The sequence below is a fragment of the Thalassotalea euphylliae genome, from assembly GCF_003390375.1.
In the GTDB taxonomy this organism is placed as follows: Bacteria; Pseudomonadota; Gammaproteobacteria; order Enterobacterales; family Alteromonadaceae; genus Thalassotalea_F; species Thalassotalea_F euphylliae_A.
On the sequence record NZ_QUOT01000002.1, the window covers coordinates 1 to 26,027 of the forward strand.

21 protein-coding genes and 7 tRNA genes are annotated in these 26,027 nt (G+C 42.7%); 6 read left to right on the forward strand and 22 right to left on the reverse strand.

Translation table 11 applies throughout. The features are described 5' to 3' along the window. Positions 1-433 precede the first annotated feature (433 nt). Together DXX94_RS18520 and nadA are read right to left on the reverse strand one after the other, a co-directional pair. Positions 434-521 (reverse strand) — tRNA-Ser (locus DXX94_RS18520). 182 nt (positions 522-703) lie between these two features. After that, positions 704-1,744, reverse strand: coding sequence for a quinolinate synthase NadA (gene nadA, locus DXX94_RS18525; RefSeq protein ID WP_116000554.1), 1,041 nt, complete (start codon positions 1,742-1,744; stop codon positions 704-706). 384 nt (positions 1,745-2,128) lie between these two features. Here nadA and DXX94_RS19360 point away from each other — a divergent pair, with 384 nt between their 5' ends. Next, positions 2,129-2,356 (forward strand): hypothetical protein, encoded by a 228-nt coding sequence (locus tag DXX94_RS19360; RefSeq protein WP_116018664.1) that lies wholly within the window; start codon positions 2,129-2,131, stop codon positions 2,354-2,356. A gap of 20 nt (positions 2,357-2,376) precedes the next feature. Here the strand turns inward: DXX94_RS19360 and DXX94_RS18535 are convergent. The 13 genes from DXX94_RS18535 to ybgC all read right to left on the reverse strand — a co-directional run bounded on the left by DXX94_RS18535 (position 2,377) and on the right by ybgC (position 8,768). Further along, positions 2,377-2,452 (reverse strand) — tRNA-Lys (locus DXX94_RS18535). A 244-nt stretch (positions 2,453-2,696) separates the two neighbouring features. Beyond that, positions 2,697-2,772: transfer RNA gene (locus DXX94_RS18540), tRNA-Lys, on the reverse strand. Positions 2,773-2,817: 45 nt separating this feature from the next. After that, positions 2,818-2,893: transfer RNA gene (locus DXX94_RS18545), tRNA-Lys, on the reverse strand. Positions 2,894-2,984: 91 nt separating this feature from the next. Continuing rightward, positions 2,985-3,060, reverse strand: a tRNA-Lys gene (locus DXX94_RS18550). 65 nt (positions 3,061-3,125) lie between these two features. Continuing rightward, positions 3,126-3,201: transfer RNA gene (locus DXX94_RS18555), tRNA-Lys, on the reverse strand. 54 nt (positions 3,202-3,255) lie between these two features. Then, positions 3,256-3,331: transfer RNA gene (locus tag DXX94_RS18560), tRNA-Lys, on the reverse strand. Positions 3,332-3,477: 146 nt separating this feature from the next. After that, positions 3,478-4,245 (reverse strand): tol-pal system protein YbgF, encoded by a 768-nt coding sequence (ybgF, locus tag DXX94_RS18565; protein WP_116000558.1) that lies wholly within the window; start codon positions 4,243-4,245, stop codon positions 3,478-3,480. Positions 4,246-4,285: 40 nt separating this feature from the next. Continuing rightward, positions 4,286-4,831 (reverse strand): peptidoglycan-associated lipoprotein Pal, encoded by a 546-nt coding sequence (gene pal, locus DXX94_RS18570; protein ID WP_116000559.1) that lies wholly within the window; start codon positions 4,829-4,831, stop codon positions 4,286-4,288. Positions 4,832-4,873: 42 nt separating this feature from the next. Then, positions 4,874-6,223 carry a Tol-Pal system beta propeller repeat protein TolB gene (tolB, locus tag DXX94_RS18575; RefSeq protein ID WP_258872251.1) on the reverse strand — a complete coding sequence of 450 codons (1,350 nt, stop codon included), beginning with the start codon at positions 6,221-6,223 and terminating at the stop codon, positions 4,874-4,876. 81 nt (positions 6,224-6,304) lie between these two features. Continuing rightward, positions 6,305-7,249, reverse strand: a complete 945-nt coding sequence (tolA, locus tag DXX94_RS18580; RefSeq protein WP_258872245.1) for a cell envelope integrity protein TolA — start codon at positions 7,247-7,249, stop codon at positions 6,305-6,307. A gap of 3 nt (positions 7,250-7,252) precedes the next feature. Then, positions 7,253-7,675, reverse strand: a complete 423-nt coding sequence (gene tolR / locus DXX94_RS18585) for a protein TolR (protein WP_116018668.1) — start codon at positions 7,673-7,675, stop codon at positions 7,253-7,255. A 15-nt stretch (positions 7,676-7,690) separates the two neighbouring features. Beyond that, positions 7,691-8,368 (reverse strand): protein TolQ, encoded by a 678-nt coding sequence (gene tolQ / locus DXX94_RS18590; protein ID WP_116000562.1) that lies wholly within the window; start codon positions 8,366-8,368, stop codon positions 7,691-7,693. Beyond that, positions 8,358-8,768 (reverse strand): tol-pal system-associated acyl-CoA thioesterase, encoded by a 411-nt coding sequence (gene ybgC, locus DXX94_RS18595; protein WP_116018670.1) that lies wholly within the window; start codon positions 8,766-8,768, stop codon positions 8,358-8,360. The genes tolQ and ybgC overlap by 11 nt, the downstream gene beginning before the upstream one ends. Positions 8,769-9,612: 844 nt before the next feature. Between ybgC and DXX94_RS18600 the strand changes: the two genes are divergently transcribed. Both DXX94_RS18600 and DXX94_RS18605 read left to right on the forward strand, forming a co-directional pair. Next, a complete protein-coding gene (locus tag DXX94_RS18600; RefSeq protein WP_116018672.1) occupies positions 9,613-10,401 on the forward strand; it encodes a tetratricopeptide repeat protein in 789 nt (262 codons plus the stop codon). A gap of 352 nt (positions 10,402-10,753) precedes the next feature. Then, the gene (locus tag DXX94_RS18605) at positions 10,754-11,623 is read left to right on the forward strand and encodes a tetratricopeptide repeat protein (RefSeq protein WP_116018674.1); all 870 of its coding nucleotides are present in this window, start codon (positions 10,754-10,756) and stop codon (positions 11,621-11,623) included. A 149-nt stretch (positions 11,624-11,772) separates the two neighbouring features. On the opposite strand, the gene ruvB is transcribed toward DXX94_RS18605, so the two are convergent. The 5 genes from ruvB to DXX94_RS18630 form a co-directional block, all read right to left on the reverse strand. Then, positions 11,773-12,777 (reverse strand): Holliday junction branch migration DNA helicase RuvB, encoded by a 1,005-nt coding sequence (gene ruvB / locus DXX94_RS18610; RefSeq protein WP_116000566.1) that lies wholly within the window; start codon positions 12,775-12,777, stop codon positions 11,773-11,775. 65 nt (positions 12,778-12,842) lie between these two features. Next, complete coding sequence (gene ruvA / locus DXX94_RS18615; RefSeq protein ID WP_116000567.1) at positions 12,843-13,463, reverse strand: Holliday junction branch migration protein RuvA; 621 nt, start codon at positions 13,461-13,463, stop codon at positions 12,843-12,845. Positions 13,464-13,604: 141 nt separating this feature from the next. Next, positions 13,605-14,135 (reverse strand): crossover junction endodeoxyribonuclease RuvC, encoded by a 531-nt coding sequence (gene ruvC, locus DXX94_RS18620; protein WP_116018676.1) that lies wholly within the window; start codon positions 14,133-14,135, stop codon positions 13,605-13,607. 144 nt (positions 14,136-14,279) lie between these two features. Further along, a complete protein-coding gene (gene aspS, locus DXX94_RS18625; protein ID WP_116018678.1) occupies positions 14,280-16,079 on the reverse strand; it encodes an aspartate--tRNA ligase in 1,800 nt (599 codons plus the stop codon). A 153-nt stretch (positions 16,080-16,232) separates the two neighbouring features. Beyond that, positions 16,233-19,079, reverse strand: a complete 2,847-nt coding sequence (locus DXX94_RS18630) for a transporter substrate-binding domain-containing protein (RefSeq protein ID WP_116018680.1) — start codon at positions 19,077-19,079, stop codon at positions 16,233-16,235. Between the two features lie 108 nt (positions 19,080-19,187). On the opposite strand from DXX94_RS18630, the gene cmoA reads away from it, so the two are divergent. From cmoA to DXX94_RS18645, 3 genes are all read left to right on the forward strand, one after another. Further along, positions 19,188-19,931, forward strand: coding sequence for a carboxy-S-adenosyl-L-methionine synthase CmoA (gene cmoA / locus DXX94_RS18635; protein WP_116018682.1), 744 nt, complete (start codon positions 19,188-19,190; stop codon positions 19,929-19,931). A 15-nt stretch (positions 19,932-19,946) separates the two neighbouring features. Next, positions 19,947-20,912 (forward strand): tRNA 5-methoxyuridine(34)/uridine 5-oxyacetic acid(34) synthase CmoB, encoded by a 966-nt coding sequence (cmoB, locus tag DXX94_RS18640; RefSeq protein WP_116018684.1) that lies wholly within the window; start codon positions 19,947-19,949, stop codon positions 20,910-20,912. A 270-nt stretch (positions 20,913-21,182) separates the two neighbouring features. Beyond that, entirely contained in the window at positions 21,183-22,526 is a 1,344-nt protein-coding gene (locus DXX94_RS18645; RefSeq protein ID WP_116018686.1) for an anti-phage deoxyguanosine triphosphatase, read from the forward strand. Between the two features lie 33 nt (positions 22,527-22,559). Here DXX94_RS18645 and DXX94_RS19225 read toward each other — a convergent pair whose 3' ends face one another. Both DXX94_RS19225 and DXX94_RS18650 read right to left on the reverse strand, forming a co-directional pair. Further along, positions 22,560-22,817, reverse strand: coding sequence for a hypothetical protein (locus tag DXX94_RS19225; RefSeq protein WP_116000574.1), 258 nt, complete (start codon positions 22,815-22,817; stop codon positions 22,560-22,562). Positions 22,818-23,055: 238 nt separating this feature from the next. Beyond that, positions 23,056-25,887, reverse strand: coding sequence for a TonB-dependent receptor domain-containing protein (locus DXX94_RS18650; protein WP_116018688.1), 2,832 nt, complete (start codon positions 25,885-25,887; stop codon positions 23,056-23,058). Positions 25,888-26,027: the final 140 nt, after the last annotated feature.

Consider the following 26,027-nt stretch of genomic DNA (forward strand, 5'->3'; position numbering starts at 1 on the left):
ACTATGATAAAACCTATTTTATGAATCAAGAAAACGTCTAGGGTAGTCTGGTCGATTCATAATGCCTAATAAATTGTTAATGAAGTCATGAAAATTAGCCTACTTTAATAACCTTATCAACCAATTGTAACTGTGTATTCAAAATGAATTACAAACTATTAAGGGTCGAAATCGACCATTTGAAATTAAGCAGACAGCCACTTTTGGATAGTAGAGTTTTTGAAAATCTTGTTTTCCTATATGATTCGGACTTTAGAAAGGTGATAAGGTTTTATTGAATCAGCTACACAAAATATTAGTCGTTGGCAAATATGAGACTTTCTGGAAAGTTAAAACGTAAAGAAAATAAGTTTCGTGTCTATCACGGAAAGATCCAATAGCGATCCAGTGGTTTTAAAAATGTCTAAATTTTCTTTAAACATAGTTAGATAGATGGCGGTGACGGAGAGATTCGAACTCTCGATACGTTGCCGTATACACACTTTCCAGGCGTGCTCCTTCAGCCACTCGGACACGTCACCTTATTTTGAATGGTTTGTCTTAGGTGAGAAGTTCACCAATAGACGGCGCTTTAAAAAAGCTGCGCTATGGTAGAAAAAAAGCCTTGTTTTAGCAAGGCTTTCTTTATGATTTGCAGGTAACTGCTCAGTCGTTAATCAGTTAGCCTGATTTCAGCAACAAATGCTGCTGATTTGCTTACAGTTTAGCGCTTTAACGAGGCAGAAAATTCCAACATACGATTGGTTGAACGCAATGCACCTTCGCGTAGTTCCATGTCGACGAAAATTTCTTTACCAGACGGGTCGATAAGCGCTTCCTCAATCGCTTTTAGGCCATTCATTGCCATCCACGGACAATGTGCACAGCTGCGACATGCAGCGCCTTGACCTGCTGTTGGTGCTTCGAAGAATTCTTTTTCTGGGCATAACTGCTGCATTTTGTAGAAAATGCCACGGTCCGTCGCGACAATAAACTTCTTGTTCGGTAATTCTTGTGCCGCTTTTATAAGTTGGCTAGTTGAACCCACCGCATCCGCTAATTCGACAATTTCCGCTGGCGATTCAGGGTGTACTAAAACGGCTGCATCAGGATGCAGACCTTTCATGTCCTTTAACGCTTTGGTTTTGAACTCGTCGTGAACGATACAAGCACCCTGCCACATCAGCATGTCGGCACCTGTTTGCTTTTCGATATAGTTACCTAAGTGGCGGTCTGGGCCCCAAAGGATTTTTTCACCTTGTTCGTCTAAATGCTCAACGATTTCTAGTGCACAAGAAGAAGTAACAATCCAGTCTGCACGTGCTTTTACCGCGGTAGAAGTATTAGCGTAAACCACAACCGTACGATCTGGGTGCTCGTTACAGAAAGCATCGAACTTGTCGATTGGGCAGCCTAAGTCTAGTGAACAAGTGGCTTCAAGTGTAGGCATAACCACTGTTTTTTCTGGCGTTAGTACTTTGGCGGTTTCCCCCATAAAACGTACACCAGCAACAATTAAGGTGTCAGCTTCGTGCTGGTTACCAAAACGAGCCATTTCTAACGAGTCAGCAACACAGCCGCCGGTTTCTTCGGCTAGTGCTTGGATTTCTGGATCTGTGTAGTAATGCGCGATAAGTACTGCATTTTTTTCTTTTAACAGCTTTTTGATACTTTCTTTGTACTGCGCTTTTTGCTCAGCAGTAAGAGGCTGAGGTTTGGCAGGAAATTGAAAATCAATATCAACTGCTAAGTTCGATTGTGACATTACCTTTCTCTAAACTAATTTTTTGACGGGAACAAAATCGGGTGACGATTATACGCCAAAGCCATTAGAAAGTGTACCTAAGGTCATGGCGTTGTCATATATCCTAGTTAAAATCCGAATAACGGTGACTGCTTTCTTAAAACGCTATAAACAGGCCAATGCTCGCTTGGGCTTATTTGATTGTTAAATGGCAGAAATAGCGAGTTTAACTTTAAAGGTTTAAGAATAAAGAGTTGGTCTTAAAAGGATTTGAATTTTGATTGAGGTAAAACAGTTAAAAGCCTTGGCTTTAATATCTATTTTATTTGAGATTTGAGAGTAAAGTGCTCGGTAGTGAAGGATTTGAACCTTCGACACTTAATTTAGGTAAAAACGTTAAACGCCTTGGCTTTGGGTATCACTGTAAACTTTAGACTTGAAGTAAAGCTGGTCGGTCGTGAAGGTTTTGAACCTTCGACACGTAGTTTGGGTAAGAACGTTAAAAGCCTTGGCTTTGATTTTTACGGTAAATTAGGATTCGTAAGTAAGGTGGACGCTCGTAAAAGATTTGAGTCTTCGACACTTAATTTAGGTAAAAACGTTAAAAGCCTTGGCTTTGGGATTCGCTGTTAGTAATGGGTATAAGTGTAAGGTGGTCGGTCGTGAAGGATTTGAACCTTCGACAAATTGGTTAAAAGCCAACTGCTCTACCAACTGAGCTAACGACCGATATAGATTTGATTTTTGTCACCACTCTAACAAGGTTAGAAAGGTTGTAGGCCGTGAAGGATTTGAACCTTGGACCATTCTTTGGGTTTAAGTGTTAAAAGCCTTGGCTTTTCTCTCTACTTAAACTCATTCACCTGAAAAAGGTGCTAGGTCGTGAAGTAATTAAACCTTCGACCTTTCTTTGGGTTTAAGTGTTAAAAGCCTCGGCTTTTCACTCTACTTAAACTCATTCACCTGAAAAAGGTGGTCGGTCGTGAAGGATTTGAACCTTCGACAAATTGGTTAAAAGCCAACTGCTCTACCAACTGAGCTAACGACCGATATAGATTTGATATTTTGTCACCGCTCTAACTAGGTTAGAAAGGTGGTCGGTCGTGAAGGATTTGAACCTTCGACAAATTGGTTAAAAGCCAACTGCTCTACCAACTGAGCTAACGACCGATATCAGATTTTAATTTCTGTTACTTACTTAACTGTCAATTACTTAACTCTCAGTTATTTAACTGTCAATTACTTAACAAGGTTAAGAAAGTGGTCGGTCGTGAAGGATTTGAACCTTCGACAAATTGGTTAAAAGCCAACTGCTCTACCAACTGAGCTAACGACCGATATCAGAATTTTTACGACAATTTACATCACTACTTATTTGGTATTCGCACTGCTGCGAAAAGAGTGGTCGGTCGTGAAGGATTTGAACCTTCGACAAATTGGTTAAAAGCCAACTGCTCTACCAACTGAGCTAACGACCGATATAAATTGTTGTCACAAATGAGTTGTCTCACACTTCTCCTTGGTAAGAAAAGTGGTCGGTCGTGAAGGATTTGAACCTTCGACAAATTGGTTAAAAGCCAACTGCTCTACCAACTGAGCTAACGACCGACATTTGTTGTTGCGTTGCCCTCTCGTTCAACGCGCCGCATATGATACTTATAATTTTTGTCAGTGCAACAACATTTTTGATGTTTTTTAGTAATTCAGGTTTGTTTGCCCAAATAGCAAACAAATAGAATAAGTTACCGACAAATTTACTGTAAACTTTGCAATCTAGGCTGGGCTAATTGTGCTGCAGTCGAGTCTGGGTACTGCGCAATCAATTGCTGATACATAGCAACCGCTTTAGCGTTTTGACCTTGCTTTTGTGCGACCATGCCTAGTTTTAGCATAGCATCAGGGCGTTTATTTGAAGTGGTGTGACGCTGAACGACAATATCGAACTCAGCGGCAGCTTGCGCCAACTCACCTTTGTTGAATAACAACTGACCTAGCCAATAATGAGCATTAGGTGCGTAGGAAGAATTAGGAAAATTTTTATTGAACGCTTGAAACTCTGGAATGGCTTTATCGTACTGCTTTTCTTTAAGCACCATATTAACTGCACGATCATACGCTTGATTTTCAGTTAAATTGCTACTGTAGTTAGTTGCGGGAGCTGAACCTTGCGGTGCTGCGAGTGCAGCAGGCACTTGGGCAGGCGTTTTAAGCGCTTCAGAAACACGGCGTTCAATTTCTTGATACAGCTCGCGTTGACGTTCAAGCACTTGCGTGAGTTGGTGGCTATGCAACTCAGTTACACCGCGCAATTCACTCATTTCCGTTTGTAATTCATCAAGCTGACGTTGAATATTTACTTGTGCTCGATTACGTGCGCTTAATTGACGCTCTAAATTCGCGATACGATCTGACAACGAACCAGAGCCAGCATTTACTTCTAACACCGGTGCCGGTTGCTGAGCTAACACTACAGGAGTGCTAGCTGCAACAAAAAGCCCGAATAAAACTTTATTGAGTTTCATTACCGTCCTATTTACCTAGTTACTTGTAATTAGTTACGAATTAGTAAACTAATACAGCACGACGGTTTTTAGCAAAAGCCGCTTCAGTGCGATCTTTTACCATTGGCTTTTCTTCACCGTAGCTTACAACGCTAAGTTGTGACGGAGAAACGCCCATGTTTTCTAAGTAAGTAACAACCGCTTTTGCACGACGCTCGCCAAGTGCAATGTTGTATTCTGGTGTACCGCGCTCATCTGCGTGGCCTTCAATTAGTACTTTAACACCTGAGTTGTTGTTCAAGTATTTAGCATGCGCATCAAGCATTGCTGAGTATGAACCTGATAATGACGAAGTATCGAAATCGAAGTAGACAATGTGCTCAGAGCGAAGCTGCTCTAATTCACGACGCTTTTGCTCTTCAATTTCAGCTGCGCGTTGTGCCGCAGTTACTTGTACGTTGTCTGACGTTTGAGTTTGTGAAGCTGTTTGACTTGCGTTGGTGTCAACTTGGCTTTGACCGTCAGTGTCTGAGCTTGAGCTACAAGCTCCTAATGCAAGCATAGGTAATGCAATTGCTACACTCTTCATTACTTTATTCAAGCGCATTTTATTTTCCTTATTCATGTAAATAGAATTAACTAATAATTATTATAAAAATGGTGACCAAGCTGGCGATTTTACTTGTCCATTCAATGCCGGTAAGCGAGCTTTGAAGCGGCCATCAACAGACACTAAACTCAACACTTGGCGACTTCTGTGCATAGTGCTATAGATTATCATGCCACCATTTGGTGATACACTCGGCGACTCATCTAAGCGAGTTTTTGTTAATACTTGGAATACACCAGTATCTAACTCTTGTTTCGCTAAATGGTACTGACCGCGCGTTCGGTTAACCATAATTAATTGACGACCATCAGGGGTTAAACTACCGCCTAAGTTCATTTCGCCGTCAAATGTTAAGCGTCTTACTTTACCATCGACTAAATTTACGCGATAAAGCTGTGGTTTTCCACCCCGTTCTGAACTAAAAATCAATGAATTACCGTCAGGACTCCAACTTGGTTCCGTGTCGATCGCACGATGGCGAGTCACTCGACGTAACTTATTAGAAGCGATGTCTAACGTATAAATTTCAGGGTTACCATCTTTTGACAGCACTAATGCCAGTTTTTTGCCATCTGGTGAGAAACGCGGTGCGCCATTGATACCAGAGAATGAACTGATTAAACGGCGCTTACCTGTATAGATATCAATAATATGAACTTGCGCTTGGCGGTTTTCAAACGTTACATATGCTAACTGCTCAGCACTTGGGTGCCACGCTGGTGACATTAAAGGTTCTTTTGACTTTAATAGCACTTGCTCGTTGTGACCGTCGTAATCAGCAAAAACCAATTGGTAAGGGAAATCGCCATTGTCACGCACTATGACGTAAGCAATTTTCGTTAAGAATGCACCGCGCTCACCGGTCAGTTTTTCATAAACAGCATTACTAATTTGGTGAGCAAAGCGACGAAATTGACTCGCACCAATTTGTGCGCCGCTGTCTAACATTAAGTGTGCTGAGTCTGCAACTAAACGACCGCCACTTAACATTTGAGATTTACCGCCTGTGATTTGGCCGCGAATTACGTCAATTAACTGGTAGTTTACTTGATAGCGCCCAATACCCGCTTCACTTACGCTACCCACTACGATTGCTTCAACGCCTTCCGCTGCCCACGCTGCGTAGTCTACATCTTTATCTGTATATACTTGCTGTGGATAGCGACTCGCCGCAATTGGGCTAAACTTGCCACTTCGCAATAAGTCATCACTTACGACTTTGCTGATATTTTCAGGCATAGGGCCTGCGCCTTGCCATTGAAATGGCAGAACAGCGATTGGGCGTGCGCTGTCAACACCTTCTGTGATGACAATTTCTAACGTTGCCGAGGCATGGCTCGACATCATTAATAGTGCAAATGACAATACCAGCTTTAGCGACTGGCGCATGGCGTTAAATTGTTGAAACATATATTTTTGCTTTACTCGTTGTGGCTCTGTTAATAATTTTTATCTTGCATAGTGACCAATTTAGAACTCTGGTACTACGGTTAAGCTAATTCTTCGCATTTGCGCAAACACTTCTGGATCTTTTGATACCGGTAAAGTTGCCGCTTTATAAACCGCATTTTTAGCTGCGTTACAAACAACCGCACTGCCCTGGCCAGTTTGCACATTAGTCACAAATCCAGATGGTGCTAGAGTTATGGTCAATTTACAAGACTTTCCTTCCATCGTAGAGCGGTCGGTGATCAAGTGTCGCTTTATCGTTTGGGTAATAAGCGCTGTGTAGCGGCTGATTTCTGACTGCATTTGCTGACCACGCGCACGTTGTCTTGCCGCCATTTCTTGCGCCATTTGCTCAGCTAGCAATTGTTCCTGCCTTGCTCGCTCTTTCGCTTCTTGTGCTTTACGTTTGCGCTCTGCTTCAGCTTTGCGCTTGCGTTCTTGCTCTTTCTTTTTACGAATAGCTTCTTCGCGTTCACGTTTCTTTTTCGCTTCAGCGGCTGCTTTTTCTTTGCGCTTACGCTCTTGCTCTTTTTTCTTACGCGCTTTTTCTGCAGCTATTGCTTTTTGTTTGGCTTGGCGGGCTTTTTCTTCTGCAATGCGCTTATTTTTTTCCTTTTGCTTGCGCTGCTGTTCGAGCTTTTTAATACGCGCTTGCTCTTTTGCTTTACGGCGTTTAGCCGCTTCGGCTTTTTCCTTTTGCTCACGAATGCGTTTTTGCTTGGCCGCTTCTGCTCTTGCTTTTTCCTCACGTAGCTTTTTCGCGTGATTTTCAATCACAGAATTGTCAACAACAACCGCTTGAATAGGGTTTAAGTTAACTTGCATTGGCGCGGGCTTAGGAGGGTGCGAAGTAAAATTACCAAAAAGTAGCACCATGCCCAGCGCAAAGTGCAAACTTAGACTTAAACCAACAGGTGAGGTTAACTTGCTAAGTAGCACTTTCGAAGAAGTCAGTTTATTGGGCACGCCTTATTTCTCCGGCGTGTCTGTCATCAAGCCAACCGAAGGCACACCCGCTTTTTGCAGTAGAACCATCAATTGAATAACCGCATCATAAGAAACCGCACCGTCACCGTTAACGACAACAGGTTTTTTCGGGTCTTGTTGAAGTTGGGCGGCAATTTCAATTTCCAGCTCTTGTGCGCTAACGCGTTTGTTCTTACCTGCCCCTTCTGCAATATAATAATTACCTTGCGCATCAACTGACGCAACAATAGGCGTTTTGCTGTCTTTATCCAGCGGCTCTGAATCAGCTTTTGGTAGATCGACTTTAACCCCTTGGGTGATAAGCGGCGCAGTAACCATAAAGATGATCAGCAACACCAACATGACATCGATGTAGGGAACTACATTGATTTCCGCAACTTTTCTTCGTCTAACACGGTTATACATAATGTACTCCGCCTCTTAGTGCTCAATCGCAGATTGACGATGTAAAATAGAAGAGAACTCTTCCATAAAGTTGCCATAGCTATTTTCAAGTTTTTCAACTTTATGACTAAAGCGGTTAAACGCCATTACTGCAGGAATTGCAGCAAATAACCCCATAGCGGTTGCCACAAGTGCTTCGGCAATACCTGGCGCTACCATAGCTAGCGTTGCTTGTTGCACTGCACCTAGAGCAATAAAAGAATTCATAATGCCCCAAACGGTACCGAATAAACCGATATACGGGCTAATAGAACCTACTGTCGCCATAAAAGGTAAGTGGGTTTCTAAACTGTCGACTTCGCGTGACAGCGCAACACGCATTGCGCGATGAGTACCGTCAACTATTGCTTGCGGCGATTGAATATTACTTTTGCGTAATCGGGCAAATTCTTTAAATCCTGCAACAAATAAGCTTTCAATACCTTGAACGTGCTGGCGAGATGAGATTTCGTTATAAAGTTTAGTTAAGTCAGCCCCACTCCAAAACCTATCTTCAAATTGTTTTAGTTGATTTGCAGCCTGATCTAGCGCCTTTTTGCGCTGAAAAATCATCGCCCAACAGGCAATTGAGAATGCTAACAAGATCAGCATTACCGATTTAACTAATAAACTAGCTTGAAGAAATAAATCAAAAATTGATAATTCAGCTGACACTTTGCAATGCTCCTAGGATAAATGCTGGTATTGGGCAGGGTTTATTTTTCGAAAAATCTACGCAAGCCACGGTAACTTCCACTCGGCAAAGTACCTTGCCGTTTTCATGGGTTATTGACTGTGAAAACATCACACTGGCTTTTTTCAGTCGCGTTATCTCGGAGTGAACCGTAATAAGATCGTCCAATCGGGCGGGTGCAATGTTGTCCATTTCAACTCGTCTGACAACAAAACCCAATGAATGTTTGAGAAAATCTGACTGAGCAATGCCTAGTGCTCTTAACCACTCCGTGCGCGCGCGTTCAAAAAATTTTAAATAATTTGCGTAATAGACAATACCACCCGCATCCGTGTCTTCATAAAACACGCGGATAGGTAATTGAAACGAAGGAGAGGTCATTAATTATTGAGTAATAGAGTTACACTAGTTGTTATGGCGATTATCTTAATAACAAAGCCCTACGCCGACAAGGGCTTGAAGCGCTTAATTCGTCATTAAATTGTAAAAAAGCGCTACCTCGAATAAAAACCCAACATTTTCCTTACTTAATTTAACCTAATCGTAATATTCATATTTCGCGAATAAAAATTCACAAAATAACGAATAACACGCCATAACTATTCATTAGGCAGTACATACTAATCACACGCACCTATTTCGGATTAGTTTTTCTAATGCTTAAATAAAATTTTATTAGTTTGCCAACACGCTTAGCCCTGCCTAAAATACCCTTGTTTTCTGAGCTAGCGCAGTGAGAGCTTCTCACAAGCACAGATACCTTGAAAAGGTGGTGATACACCATCTTCTCTCTGACATGTTTCCTGGAATTTTTTAACTTCCTTCTATCAACTTTATTAAGTTGGCCCGCTTCAAATAAGCGGGCTTTTTTTTGCCTGTAATTTGCTTATTTTTCAAATTGATGATGAGTATTTTTTGCTAAGTGTTTGTAATTATTACTCGTTAGTGATATTCGTAAATGTACTAACTGCTTCGTAATTCAATTAAACCTGTTAGTTAAACCTGTTAGTTAAACCTGAATAAAACACTGAGAATATAGCCACTTAATTAAGGTTTTTTGCTGGCTAAATAGGTTTTTGAAGTGTACTTTTGATAGAAGTTGTTAGCGTTATAATCGGATCACACGCATCATGAGAGGGAAAATACGGCAAACTCAACAAGAATAACCTCAGCAAGCAGCACTACTAAGCGTTTATCAACATTAATCGCTGGCTATTTAGCTGCCATGTTACTCATACCTACCACATTTACTCAGTCTGCCAATGCAAATCAATTGGAAGCTTGCAACACTGAAGAGTGTGTTTCTTATTTCAAAAAATTTAAGCGCGCAGCCCGTAAAGGATATGTTTCAGCACAGTACAATACGGCTAAGTTTTATTACTATGGTTACGGCACGGAAGCAGACAAAGCACTTGCTTTAAAGTACTACAGAAAAACAGCTGTCAACGGTTCGAAAGAAGCACAATATATGACAGGCCTAATTTACGTGTCGGAGCCTGACTTGCAAAATCACGAGCAAGGTATTTACTGGCTAGAGCGAGCCGCAGCTAATGGTCACATTCACGCAGCATTTTTACTGGGCAAAGCGCATGCGCAAGGCGACACGATTAATGGTGGTGCACCAAATTATCAAGCATCAGATATATGGCTTACCAAAGCTTTTGATAAACGCTACAACAAGTTACCAGCACTCGTTGAAGAGTTAAATGCGAAAAAGGTGTTCAATGAAACTAACTACCCTTCCCTTTACAACAAGTTAGTTGAGCACAATATGTGGCTAGCAAAAAACAGCAATGGCGAAGTTGCCTTGAGTAACTGGGATGGTAAAACTTATGAGCGCATAACCGTCACAGGGTACAGCCAAACAGAAGCGTTTGATAATTTACTGGCAACTTTCCGTGGTAGAAACAATTCCACAGGCAGCCGATTAGGTAGCGACTGTCAGCTAACCGGAGCTTGCGCACGTAAATCGTTAAATGAAATGAAAGACAGTCAGTGGGTATCACAGCAATAGGAACGCTCATCACCTGAACACTGATTTTCCAATCTTCTCAACAGTATTGCCCGCACATATATGCGGGCTTATTTTTGCTAAAACTTAATAGTTTCAATTACTAACGCTGTTCGCTGATACGATAGATTTGTAATGATTACGCTTTAGTGGTAATTGTATATTTACCAATCACTTCATAAAATCACTAAACTTGAACAGTAGCGCTGCGCAACAACACTACTGTGAAGCTAGTTGTATAGGCTAAACTTAGTTAGTTAATATAATAACTACGTAAGTCAATAATTATGCAAGCCAATAATTACGTAAGTCGTTAGAGTTGAACACGGATCAAACACGTCAAGAGTGGGACTATATGACAAACCAAGTAAATACAAATTCCAAACGCGCTTCTTCTAAGCGTATTTCGACACTAGTTGCGGCTATGATGAGTACTCTAGTGTTCGCATCTGTAACCTACACAGGCGCTGCAAGTGCTGCACAAATAACAGCATGTGACACAGCAGAGTGTGTCTCTTATTTTAAGAAATTTAAACGTGCAGCACGTAAAGGTTACATTTCAGCTGAATACAACACCGCTAAATTTTATTACTACGGCTATGGCACCGAAGTCGACAAAACGCTTGCTCTAAAATACTACCGAAAATCGGCAGTTAATGGTTCAAAAGAAGCACAATATATGACGGGGCTAATTTTTGTCTCTGAGCCTGGCTTACAAGATCATAAACAAGGTGTTTATTGGCTAGAGCGCGCGGCGGCTAATGGTCATATCCACGCCTTGTTTTTATTAGGCAAAGCGCATGCGCAAGGTGATATTCAAAATAGTGGTGCACCAAATTATCAGGCCTCAGACAAGTGGCTAAGCAGAGCATTTGATAAACGCTACAGCAAATTACCTAAGCTTGTTGAAGAGCTAAACAACCAAAAAGTGTTTAATGAAACTAATTACCCTTCCCTTTACAATAAGCTGGTTGAGCACAACATGTGGTTGGCAAAAACTGATGCTGGTAGCGTTGATTTGACTAACTGGGAAGGTAAAACATACGAACGTATAACAGTTACAGGCTCTACGCTGAAACAAGGCTTTGATATGTTGCTCGCCAACTTCCGCAGTAGAAATGACTCTACGGGCAGTAGACTTGGTGGGGATTGCCAATTAAAAGCGGCTTGTCAGCGCAAATCACTGAATGAAATGAAAGACAGTATGTGGGTGTCGCAAAAATAACTTTGCAATGAAGAGTGTGGTTTTATTTCTCTTAACGCTATTGTTATCAGTTCACAAGCTAAAAAAGGATTAACTAGATCGTTAATCCTTTTATCATTTTAATTTCTACCGTTCTCTTACCTGTTACTGCGGATACGTTGCTGCTGATACTAAGCGGGTTTAGTTAGTCCAAAATGCTGATAAGTGCGTTCAGTAACAATTCGACCTCTTGGCGTACGTTGTAAAAAGCCTTGCTGAATTAAAAACGGCTCAAGCACATCTTCAATGGTTTCGCGTTCTTCGCCAATGGCAGCCGCTAGGTTATCAAGCCCTACTGGCCCACCCATAAATTTGTCGATTATGGCCTGCAATAGCTTTCTGTCCATAATGTCGAAGCCTTCGTTATCAACTTCAAGCATATCAAGCGCACTAGCGGCACTTTCTTTGTTAACGATACCGCCAGTTTTAATATCTGCGTAGTCACGCACTCGGCGCAATAAACGGTTGGCAATGCGCGGTGTACCGCGCGAGCGGCGAGCCACTTCAAATGCACCTTCTTGATCAATCGTCAGATTAAGGAAATGAGCGGACCGTGAAACGATATCCGTTAAATCTTTAGCCGAGTAAAACTCTAAGCGCTGAACAATGCCAAAACGATCTCTAAGCGGCGAGGTTAAAGCACCTGCTCTGGTTGTCGCACCAATTAAAGTAAAAGGCGGTAAGTCGAGCTTAATCGAGCGAGCAGCTGGCCCTTCACCAATCATAATATCCAGTTGATAGTCTTCCATCGCTGGATACAAGACTTCTTCTACCATCGGACTTAAGCGATGAATTTCATCAATAAAGAGAACGTCGTTTTCTTCTAAATTGGTCAGCAGTGCCGCTAAGTCCCCTGCTTTTTCCAATACTGGCCCAGACGTAGTGCGAATACTTACGCCCATTTCGTTAGCAACAATATTAGCAAGCGTCGTTTTACCTAATCCCGGTGGGCCAAAAATGAGTAGATGATCAAGCGGTTCATTGCGCTTTTTTGCCGCAGGGATAAAGATTTCCATTTGCGCTTTTACGTGATCTTGCCCTGTGTAATCCGCCAGCATTTTCGGGCGAATCGCGCGATCTACCCCTTCATCTTCTATCGTTGCTGCCGGCTGGATTAGTCGATCTGCTTCTATCATCTATATTCTTCTATTTCTGACTTGTTCTGTGTCTTATTTACGTTTTAAGCGTAATTTTTTGCCAACTACAGCATGGCTTTGAGCGCATCTTTGATCAGCTGCTCGCTAGATTTGTTAGCATCATACACAGCTTTAATCGCTTTATCAGCTTGTGCTTGCGTATAGCCAAGCGAGACCAGTGCGTTAATCGCATCGCCTTTGGCATCGCTAATTGTGAGTGCATTATCAGCGGCTAATTCAAATGGCGCAGCATCGGTTGCAGGCGTCGCTAAGTCTGTTTGCCAATCTTTAATGCGATCGCGCATTTCAATTAATAAGCGCTCAGCGGTTTTCTTACCAATACCGGGAATTTTCACTATGGTTGTAACGTCGTCATGGGCGACACAACTCACAAACTGCTCTGCCGACATGCCAGACAAAATCGCGAGTGCTAGTTTTGGCCCAACACCACTGGCTTTAATTAACAAACGAAACAGTTTGCGATCCACTTGATTGGCAAAACCATACAGTAGCTGTGCATCTTCTCGCACAACGAAGTGGGTATAAAGCGTGGTTTCTTGGTTTAATTCAGGTAATGCGTAAAGCGTGGTCATTGGCACTTGCACTTCATAACCAACGCCGTTGCAGTCAATGATAATATCAGGTGGCTGTTTGACTAATAATTTGCCACGTAATTGTCCTATCACGGAACTTCCTCTTTGCTCACTTGATGTTGTTTATCTAATAACGCCAGTGATTCATTATTTTAACTTCTTTGATTGTGCGAGCTTAGCACTAGATATATATACAGTAAACCCATTTAACCTTACAAACACTTATTTCCCCATTTATTTTCGTAGGCGGCCTCGTACCGTTTTACTCGCCTGCCCCGCCATTTTTACAATCGAATCGTAGCTATGTGCATGACAAAGTGCCACCGCAAGCGCATCTGCCGCATCTGCTTGGGGTGTCCCAGGTAATTTAAGAATGGATTTGACCATATGTTGCACTTGGGTTTTATCAGCAGCACCTGTACCAACCACGGATTGCTTTATTTGGCGAGCGGAATACTCAGCAATCGACATACCTGCATTGGTTGCAGCGACAATTGCTGCCCCTCGTGCTTGCCCTAGCTTTAAAGCGGAATCAGGGTTAGTTGCCATAAACACTTGTTCGATGGCGAACATATCTGGCTTAAACTGAATAATCAGCTCTGACACACCCGCAAATATGGTTTGTAAACGCGTGCCTAAGTCTTCACCTGCGGCGATGGCTTTAATACAACCACTACCAAGATAGGTAAATTTTCGCCCGTGCTGCTCTATCACGCCATAACCGGTGAATCTTGAACCAGGATCGATACCTAAAATAATTGCCAATGAGTTACCCTAATAATTCGTTATAAAATTCCATAAAAAAACGCGCTGGCTCAATGCATTAATGCAAATTGATATCCTAGCGCGTTTTACCACTTTACAAAATTAGACTAAGGAAACAACTTAACTCGTTGCGTCCTATCACTACTATTCTTGTTCAGCTTTTTCGTCTTGCTTTGCCTTCTCATCTTGCTTAGCAATCGTGGCAATGTTTAACTCTGCTAATTGCGCAGGGTTAGCTTGACCCGGTGCGTTGGTTAATGGGCATGCCGCTGTTGTTGTTTTCGGGAATGCCATTACATCACGAATAGAGCTTGCACCTGTCATTAGCATCACTAGACGGTCAAGACCAAATGCTAAACCAGCATGTGGTGGCGCACCGTACTGTAGTGCTTCTAATAAGAAGCCAAACTTCTCTTGTGCTTCTTCATCGCTGATACCTAGAATTCTAAATACCGCTGCTTGCATTGCTTGGTCGTGGATACGCACTGAACCACCACCTAATTCACAACCATTTAGTACCATATCGTAAGCGTTTGAAAGCGCGCCAATTGGGTTCGCCTCTAACTCTTCTGGCGTCATATTGCTTGGTGCAGTAAACGGGTGGTGAAGTGCATGCAAGTGACCGTCAACTTCTTCAAACATTGGGAAGTCTACAACCCATAGTGGTTTCCACTCATCTGTGGTTAAGCCTAAGTCTTCACCCAGTTTTAAACGCAGCGCGCCTAGTGATTCAGTAACAACGTTGTAGCTGTCTGAACCGAAGAAAATAATGTCGCCAGTTTCTGCGCCTGTACGTTCAAGAAGCGCGTTAACCGCTGTTTCGTCTAAGAATTTAAGAATTGGCGATTGAATACCTTCCATGCCAGCGGCTTTGTCGTTCACTTTCAGCCACGGCATACCTTTCGCGCCGTAAATGCCGACAAATTTTGTTAAGTCGTCAATGTTCTTGCGAGAGAACTGTGCTGCACCTTGTCGCACACGAATAACCGCAACGCGGCCTTTTTCATCATTCGCTGGGCCTGAGAATACTTTGAATTCAACATCTTTTAGGATGTCTGCCACGTCAACAATCTCAAGCGGGTTACGCAAGTCTGGCTTGTCTGAGCCAAAACGAGTCATCGCTTCTGAGTATGGCATACGTGGGAAATCACCTAAGTCAACATCAAGTAATTTAAGGAATAAATCACGGATCATTTTTTCCGTCACTTCCATTACTTGATCAGCCGTCATAAATGACGTTTCAATATCAATTTGGGTGAATTCTGGTTGGCGATCAGCACGTAAGTCTTCATCGCGGAAACACTTAACGATTTGGTAGTAACGCTCCATGCCCGACATCATCAGCAATTGCTTAAATAACTGCGGAGATTGTGGCAATGCGAAGAAACTGCCTTTGTGCGTGCGACTTGGTACTAAGTAATCACGCGCACCCTCTGGTGTAGCTGCGGTAAGAATTGGCGTTTCGATATCCATAAAGTCTTGCGACTCTAACGATTCACGAACGGCCGCGGTTACTTTCGCACGAAAACGTAAACGTTCAGTCATTTCTGGGCGACGTAAGTCTAAGTAGCGGTACTTTAAGCGTTGCTCTTCTGAGTTGTCTTGGTTGAAGTCTAACGGCAATGGCGCTGCGCGGTTTAAGATATTTAGCTCTAAACCTAAAACTTCAATGGCACCTGTTGCCATATCTTTGTTAACTTGGCTTTCAGGGCGTGCACGCACTTTACCTTTAACCTGTACACAGAACTCGTTGCGCAGTGTGTTAGCCGTTTCAAGTACTTCGGGTAAATCTGGGTCAAATACCACTTGTACAATGCCTTCGCGATCACGCAAATCTAAAAAGATCACAGCGCCTAAGTCGCGACGACGATTAACCCAACCACATAAAGTGACTTCTTGCCCAACGTGAGATTCATTAACCTCACCACAATAAAGAGTACGCATCTAGAAATATCCTGACATGAAAAACCCGCCATCATTAGCGGGGAATACATAAAATTGCGGATATTATATAGAAAAGCGCGCCAATGTCACCCGATGGAACCAGCTTGATTTCGCTAATTTTTAGATATCGGGTAATTACTCTAAATTCAGTGCTTACAGATAACTATAATTGTTCTTGCCTGATGATTTAACGCGATACATTAAGTTATCCGCCATTTTAAATAAATCGGCTGCGCTGTCTGAATCATCAGGGAATACTGAGATACCAATACTGGCCCCCAACGTCGCTTTAATTTGATTGCCTATAAATGGTTTAGCAATCAAGTTAATAATTTTTTCAGCGATAAATGCGGCTTCTTCTTTATTGTTTAAACTGGTAAGTAACACTACGAATTCATCACCGCCAAAACGACAAACGGTATCGGATTTTCGAACACAACTAGTCAATCGCTCTGCCACTTGTTGCAACACAACATCGCCAAAATCATGCCCGTATTTGTCATTAACGGCTTTAAAACCATCAAGATCAACAAACATTACCGCAAGTTTCAGCCCTTGGCGCTGATGCAGTGCAATTGCTGTATCCATTTGCGTTTTTATCAATGTTCGATTGGCTAGCCCTGTCAATTCATCATGTGTGGCCATGTGTTTCATTTGCATTTCGAGTGCCTTACGACGACCCACTTCTTTGTGCAGTCGGCGATTCCAAAGCACAACAAACAAAATAATCGCGAAAATCACAAAACCGACTTGGGTGGCAACCCGAGTCACTAATCGTTTATCCCAACCCGAGTGAATATTGATATCAAACCAGCGGTTAAAAATTTCTTGTCGCTTTTTGTCATCAATCGTCGACAAACCCTGATTTAAAATACCTTGCAGTACATGGTTACCTTTGTGAATACCAATGCGGCTATCTTGCGATGGAAATTCCGGTACTACAGCAACTTCTAAAGGGACTATGCTCTCTTGTTTCGCGAGCTTAGATGCAACAGGTAAACCTTCAACAAAGCCATCAACAAAACCTTGTTGCACCGCTAACACCCCTTCTGTTGTTGAATTGACCAAAACTACATCAATCTCAGGGTAATTCGCTTTTACCCAATTTGTTAATTGGTAACCTTTGACAATAGCGAGTGTTTTACCGTTTAAATCAGCCAAGCTATTTATTCGCCCGAGAATACGGCGATAAATAATACTCCATGGCATTTGCCAGTAGCTGTCGGTAAAATCAAAATCAGGGGCGCGGCTATTAGCACTCGACACACCCAGAATTAAATCAATTTCATTATCGCGAAATCCAGCAACTAGCGCCGCCCAGTGATCATAGGCTACAAATTCAAGCTCAAAGCCAGCACTTTGCGTTACAGATTCAATAACATCGCGATTAATACCCAGTGGTTGACCGTCTTCACCAATAAACTCTAATGGTTCCCAGTCTTTAGTGATGCCAACTTTCAACACAGGGTTTTCTTGCACCCAATGCTGTTGTTGCTCCGTGAGTGGAATTTTCGGTTCAAGTAACGAAAAATGGGAACTAGCATGTTCCTTTAGCCAAATAGATTCCAGCATGTGCAGGTCTTTGCGCGGAATGCTAGCAAACCCTTGTTCAATATCGCGCATTAATTGTGTATCACCTTTGGCAACTACTGCAAAAATATCGATAGGAAAAGCTGGCTGATCAAGTAAATAGAACAGCCCCTGCAAATTCGCATTAACTAGTTTGACTTGCATGGTTTCTACTTCAGAAATGGCAGCATCAATTTCGCCGCGCTCAGCGGCGGCAATCATTTCCGCTAATTCTGAAAACATTCGGTAGCTAATCTCAGGATACTGCCTAGTGACACTGTCGACATAAGGCGCTGCTTTAAAAACACCTACCACTTTACCGTTAAGCTGTTCAAGCGAGGTAATATTAGGCACTCGGTTAGAGACAAAAACTTGTGAACTAAGTGAATATACCTTGGCTGACTTTTGTAAGCCGCTGTTTTCGTCAAAGACACTGGTATAAGCAATATGTGCATCAAGGCTACCACGCACTAGCTGGGTGAAGGAGCGATTTAACGAGTCACCAACGAAGTTGACCTGATGACCCGTGTGTTTTGCCCACAGCCGCCACATATCAATAAATAAACCTTGTGGCTGGCCAGATGCGGAATACCCCATATAAGGCGGTAAATTACCTGCAAAACCAAGGTTGAGCACATCGCCTTCTGGAGCCATGTTCAGAAACTTTTTCTCGATATCAACGCGCTCAGCTAGGGTTATTTTCGCTAGACCTTGGTTGATATAATTAAGTAATTCAACATTATCGTTTGCGACTGCTGCACTATAGTCGCCAGTGAAGTAATTTAAACGCTTATATTGGGGGAAGATCGCGCCTAACTCTTTAATGCGAGGGTAACTATTGTCTAACTCACCTTGTTCAACAAACGCGAGTAGCTCTCCGTTAAGTACCGCGTCATAAAGCTCTGGGCGAGACTGAAAAAGCTGAACACTAATATTATTGTCGGCGGTAAGGATTTCAAGATTAACTAGCCCGTTAACTGCGCCAACTTTGTATGGCGCAATTTGGCTGAGCGTAATCGCATCCTGCACTTTGCTATCCAAATAAACAAAGCTATCGTGAGGGTACAAGGCGTTAGACCTCAATAACTGATGTTTACGCGTATCACTGGGTAATAAACCGGCATGAAAGTCCACTTGCTGGTTAGCAACGGCTGCAAGTCCCTCAGCCCATGAATACCCATGAAATGAAACATCTACACCTTGCTTTTCAGCCCAAAGACGCCAAAAATCAATCAAAATTCCTGAAGGTTGCCCTGTAGCATTGATATATTGATAAGGGTAATTCTGCTGATAAATCGCAATTTTAAAGCTTTGTTGGCTAACGCTTTTAGTAGGTGACTCTGTTTGATTATTTGCTAAAACATGCCCAGAAAATATAGTGATAAGCCAAAGCACTCCTGCGATGAATGTGCTTACCTTTTTGAAATCCATCAATTACCAACCCTAAAAATACATCACATCAACCATGCAATATTATCTTATCAAGATCAATCCATTCGGGTAAAATAGCCGCCATTTTCCAGATAATGACTGCGTTATATGCAAAAAAACGACACCGACTTAATCTATTCAAACCCACATAGCCAAGTGAAAGACTTCACCTTTGATGCGCAAGTGGTTGAAGTTTTTCCTGATATGATCAGTCGCTCAGTGCCCGGCTACAATACCATCATTGATACGATTGGGCGTCTTAGTCAGAAATATGTGCAAGACAACTCAACAGTTTACGACCTAGGTTGCTCGCTAGGCGCAGCTACCTTAGCGATGCGCAGAGCCATTACTGCCAGTGACGCGAAAATCATAGGCATTGACAATTCTCAGGCGATGGTTGAGCGCTGCCAAATGCATGTCGCAGCGTTTAAAGGCAACACACCAGTCGAAATATTTAATGACAACATTGAAAACGTAGACATCAAAAACGCTTCAATGATAGTACTTAACTTCACGTTACAGTTTATCGAAAACGATAAACGCCAAGCCCTGATCAATAAGATTTACCAAGGCTTAAAACCGGGTGGTTTATTAGTATTGTCTGAAAAGATTGCTCACCAAAACGATCAAACGAATGAGTTATTGATTGATTTACATCACGACTTCAAACGTGCCAACGGTTATAGCGAATTAGAAATTGCACAAAAGCGCACTGCCCTTGAAAACGTGATGCGTCCAGATTCATTAGAAGATCATGTCGAGCGCTTATCTAAAGCAGGCTTTATTAATGTTAGCCAATGGTTTCAGTGTTTTAATTTCTTATCCATCGTGGCTTTTAAAGGTGCTAAATAAAAGGTGAAAAAATAAATGAGCCAATACAACTCTTTCTATCAAGCCATTGCCACTAACCGATTAAGTCATTGGTTAGACACCTTACCTGCTCAACTGACAGACTGGCAAAAAAATCATTTACACGGTGAATATGCCCAATGGCAAAAAGTGATTGCACAACTGCCCGTTACGCAAACTAATCATCTTGACATTAAAAACAGTGTAACCGTTGGTTTAGCAGAAGAAATTGAACCTGGCCAACTTAAACGCCTAGAACATATGCTGAAAAAGCTAAAACCTTGGCGTAAAGGGCCTTATCATATTCATGGTCTACACATTGATACTGAATGGCGTTCCGACTTTAAATGGGATCGCCTAGCACCGCATATTAGCGACCTTAGAAACCGTTATGTACTCGATATTGGTTGTGGTAGTGGCTATCACTTATGGCGAATGCGCGGCGCTGGCGCGAAATTTGTTGTTGGCGTTGACCCAACCCAGCTATTCGTCACCCAATTCAAAGCTATTCAACACTTTATCAAAGATAACGGTGTTCACCTGCTGCCATTAGGCGTTGAGCAACTACCAGAACTAAATGCCTTTGATACAGTTTTTGCCATGGGCGTGCTTTATCATCGCCGCTCACCTATCGACTTTATTTATCAACTTAAATCGCAGCTAGTCAAAGGTGGTGAGCTAGTGCTTGAAACCTTAATTGTTGATGGTGATGAAAATACTGTATTAGTGCCCGGCGAGCGTTACGCAAAAATGCGCAATGTATGGTTCTTACCCAGTGGCGAAGCCATGTGTGCTTGGCTTGAACGTTGTGGCTTTAGCAATATTCGAATGGTTAATACCGACGTGACCGACCTTGCCGAACAGCGCAAAACAGATTGGATTGATACTGAGTCATTAAAAGATTTTCTCGACCCGAACGATCCAAGCAAGACGATTGAAGGCTACCCTGCCCCTAAACGCGCGATATTTATCGCCAATAAATAGTTTATTACTGAAAAGCCATCGACTAAGCCTAAACAGTACAAATACTTTGTCCACTTCATCGGCAATAGTATTTGCACTGTTTGAGTTGCTACCAAGGTTTGGCAATTTCAACTTCAGTTCAACTGTCTGTTCTCTTATTCACCTTGCGCTTTTTTACCGTCGCGATAACTGTTCAATCTGCTTTAAACCTCTCTGTGTATTGCATTTTACTGTCAAAATAAGTCAAGCTAGCACAGTATTAACTTCGATTTCGACAGGAAAAGGAAGGCTATGAACTCAGATTGGTTAGCACGCCGTTCAACAAGCACTAAAAAACGCCAGCAAGATCACCGCAGTCCATTTCAAAGAGACAGGGCCAGAATTCTGCACTCTGCTGCGTTTCGACGTCTGCAATCTAAAACTCAAGTGATCAGCTCTGGGCAAAGCGACTTTTACCGCACCCGACTAACCCACTCACTTGAAGCCGCGCAAATTGGCTCTGGCATTACTGCGCAGCTTAGGTCGAAATATCCCGATTTAGCAGCGCAATTATTTCCCGACGATGACACCTTAATTGAAGCACTTTGTTTGGCGCATGATATTGGGCACCCGCCTTTTGGTCACGGTGGTGAAGTGGCGCTGCATTATATGATGCGCAAGCACGGTGGCTTTGAAGGCAATGGGCAAACATTACGTATTGTGGCGCGCCTAGAGCCGTTTAGCGAATGTCACGGTATGAATTTATCGCGTCGCACACTACTGGGTTTAATCAAATACCCGCAACTTATCGACAACTTAGTGCACAAAGTTCCCAACCAAGCACCTGTTAGTTATCGTCAATTGCAAGCGCGCCATTGGCACCCGCCTAAAGGGTTATATCAAGATGACAGTGACATTATTGATTGGATACTCGCGCCACTTTCATCCAATGATAGAGACTTATTCCAAACCATAGTGACACGTGACAACATGCATAGCAGAACCTGCTATAAATCGTTGGACTGTTCGATAATGGAGCTAGCTGACGATATTGCCTATGGAATTCATGATCTAGAAGATGCCATTGTAACTGGGGTTGTTAACCGCAATGATTTTGACGAATACGTAATTAAACCTTTGCTCGATAGTGGCGAAGGCTGGCTGGCCAACTATTGCGATGGGTTAACCGATAAACTCTTTTCTGAGCATCATTATTTGCAAAAGGACGCCATCGGCGGACTCGTCAACTACTTAATCACGGCTATCGAGTTACTTCCGGTCAACACAAATGCGCAAGAGTTTGCTGAGCCGCTGTTAAGATATAATGCTAAACTGCCTGAAGAGCAGGCAAACGTGCTCGATATTTTTAAAAACTTCGTTTTAACTTTTGTTGTTAGGCTGCCAGCTATTCAGCGTATTGAATATCGAGGCCAACAAGTGGTGATGGAATTATTCGAAGCACTTTCGTCAGACCCAGAACGTTTACTGCCAACAAGCACAGCTAAGCGTTGGCGAGCAGCGAGCGACAATGGTGAAAATGCCTATCGTGTAATCGCTGATTATGTCGCCGGCATGACTGACGGTTACGCAACGCGCCTTTATCAAACCTTATTTTTACCGATTAGCACGGGTGATAATTACGACGCGCACAGCTAAAACAGCAAGAAAAAGATAGGTTAGCGTGCAGAATTAGCTACAAATACAAGAACCTTCACCACGTACACTAATTTGAACCTTATCACCTATCTGCTGCGGATCTTGAACCTCTATTGCCTCAAATTGAGCTGCTGATAGGTGAAAAGTGCAATTACCTTGCTGACATTGCTTGGTCGAACAAAGCTGCTGACCGTTACTCATAAAGTGATTTAACGCTTTTCGATAGGCTTTCCATTTTCCTGAAGCCCGACCCGTTCCGTTACTTTGAACTGTTCCGCCGCACGCTGCCATAACCATTCTCGCTTAATCTATTTCCCCTTATAGGTATAGCAGGTAAACATCAAATCTCAACGCATAGAGTTTACCTACGAGTCTATATATCAGGCTTGTTGACAACAGTTACGTACACAACTCAATTACTATTGATATTCAACATAAGGTGTTGAGTATTTGGCAATAAAAAACGGCCTAATGTTTTCACATTAGGCCGTTTAGAGTCGCATTTTTCGTTACTTAAAGTTTCCGTCGACTAGAACTCTTTTGAGTAGCTCAAGTTGAAGTAACGACCACGGTTCGAGTGCAAGGCACCAAAGTAACCATGGGCAAGCTCATCCGCTAGCGGTGGCTCTTGGTCGGAAATGTTACGAACCGTGAAGCGTATTTTACTGCCATCTAATAGGCTATCACTACCTTCTATACGGTAGTCAACATACACATTAGTTGTGGTCATGCTATCAACTGGTAATTCAATCACTTCGCCATCAACAGTCGCAGTAGTTGAGGTATCAATCACAGAGCCTACATAGTTAGAGTTAATACCTGCACCCCATTGCTCATAGCGCCAGTTAATTGATGCACGGCCACGCCATTCTGGGCGACCATTTTGTTTAAGCAAGTCACCAGCACCTTGAATAACGATTGGCTGCGGGAAGCCACCAGCTTCGTTAAAAGCAATTAGCTCGCTATCAATATCGCTTGGTTCTTGGTCAAATTTCTTCAAGTGTGCAGCGTTAACGGTAAACTCAAAGTCACCAAAGTCCGTTTCAAAGTCGTAAATCACACTGAAATCAATACCTGATATTTCACGCTTACCTAAATTCAAATATTCATTATTAATACGAATTACGTCACCGCTTACTGGATCACGCTCTACCGCTGAGTTGGTTGAACCTTGCGAGCGGCGCACAAAATCTAACGCTAGGTGTGAAGCTCCAGGTAAAATACCCACCAAGTCTTCTTGCTCTATTTTCCACCAGTCCGCCGTAATGGTTAAGCTTTCAGTTGGCTCAAGCACAATACCGAATGATGTGTTTTCGTCATCTTCTGGCTCTAAGTCTGTAGTACCACTACGTACATCGACAACTGAGTAACTTCTGTCTTGAACTGGGTCATAAATGGTATTGGCTCTTGGTACACCTTCAGCCGTTACTTGCGGTAGACCTGGCGCTCTAAAGCCTTCAGCATATGATGCACGTAAGCTAATCCAATCTGCTGGTACCCAAAATAATGCCACTTTAGGTTTTAGGCCACTGCCACCAACATCAGAAAAGTCCTCGTATCGTGCAGCTAACTGCATTTCTAGGTATTGAGAGTCACTATCAATTAGCGGCGCAATAAATTCAACAAATGCTGATGTGACATTGCGGCTACCTTTAGAGTCCGGTGTTGGGCTACTACCTAAAACGCTACTCGCGTCTTGACGTGTTGCACCTGTAACTAGGTTAGTAAACGGGCTGCTACCATCAAGTAGTGGATCGCGGTCGTCTTCAAAGCCTTCATGTCTAAATTCTAAACCAAGTGCCACACCCACATCACCTGTCGGCAGGCTAAATAGCGCTTCATTACTGGCTTTGAAATCGATTGAAGCAAGTTCAGTTTCAGAGTCACGACGCACTGTGGTAATAAATGAATCGATAACACTTTGTGGGTTAAGCGTCGAATCACCTTCATTAGGATTGTTAACGTCGCCACCAGTAAAGATGTTATAGGCAGTAGAAGGGTCAGTACTGTTTACTGCTTCTTGGAATAAAATAGCATTTACGCGATTGGCTTTATCATTGGTTTCCGCTGCCGTGTAGAAAGCTGCTGTTTCCCAATACCAATCGCCCCACTCACCTTTTAAGCCAAGTAATGCACGATAACTTGTGTCATCAACCTCGATATTACGAGGGCCAGCATCTAATGGACGATAGCTGCGCACTAGCACTTCTTCGCCAAACGGGTTAAATGCCGCATCTGCTGCTACCGTAAAACGCTGAGAGGTTAAGTTTGGTGTTTGTTCACGAGTTCGCTCTGCATTGGCTTCGTAATAAATAGCCTCAGCAAATAACTCCATATCATTGCCTAAATCATGAGTGATATAGGTGTAGAAATTAAAACGATCAACATCTGACACTAACGAACGAGTTGTACCGCGGTCAAAACGTAAATCACGAGGGAAACTGCCACTATCGGCACAAACACCACCTGCTAAGTCAACCACACAGTCGCCAGGTGCCATATCCGCTGGCTGCAAGTGGAAACGGCCAAGTGAATCCGACACAAAATCACCCCATGGAGTTGCAGTGGTTCTATTGTCGAGTTGGGTATCGCCAATAAACTCTTCAGGCAACGTTGGGAAGTTTCTGAGATCATGGCTGCGTGAATATCTGCGCTCGCTTGCCATCATACCGTCACGGCTGTAGTAAGCGACAGAGGCTGTAACATGAGTTTTATCACCAATATCAAAGCCCGTTAAGTAGCTAAATGTCAACTCGTCTAACGGCGTGCCTTCAGACTGGCCGTAAGAAAGGCTTAATTTATTGCCTTCATAATCATCTTGTAGTGCATAGTTCACAACACCTGCAACGGCATCTGAACCATAAATCGCTGCCGCACCATCACGTAATATTTCTAGTGAACGAAGGCCTGAAACAGGCAAGGTATTCGAGTTAACTGTAGAAACAGGAACAAAATTCTCTGACTGAGTGCCTGGGTGAGTAACCAAACGGCGGCCATTTAACAAGGTTAGTGTGTTACCTGTGCCGACACCGCGTAAGTTAATCGATGAAACATCACCCCGCGCATCATTCACACCACCATTACCAGTTGAAGCACCAAAGTTCACTTCCCCAATTTGTGGGATTGAACGCAATAGTTCATCACCAGTTACAGCTGCGGTATTTTCAATGTCTTGCTCTGTCATCGCTGTGACAGGCAAAGCACCAATGTCAGAAGCTCGCTTAATATTCGAACCAACAATCGAGATACGTTCAATCTCTTCTTCTTGAGGAGCTTCTTGTGCGTAACTTACCGTAGTTGCCATACCGTAACTGGCTATTGCCAACAATAAAGATTCTGAGACTTTCTTTAACTTAAACATGTGATACTTTCCCACTATTTGTTCGCTCTAACAGAGTTCTTAGTTATTAATTTTCAACGCTGTGCAATAAGTAGATTGCTTTATTTTTATTCGCTTATTTAAAATTAGATGACAAGCAACTTCTTTACTAATAAGAATAA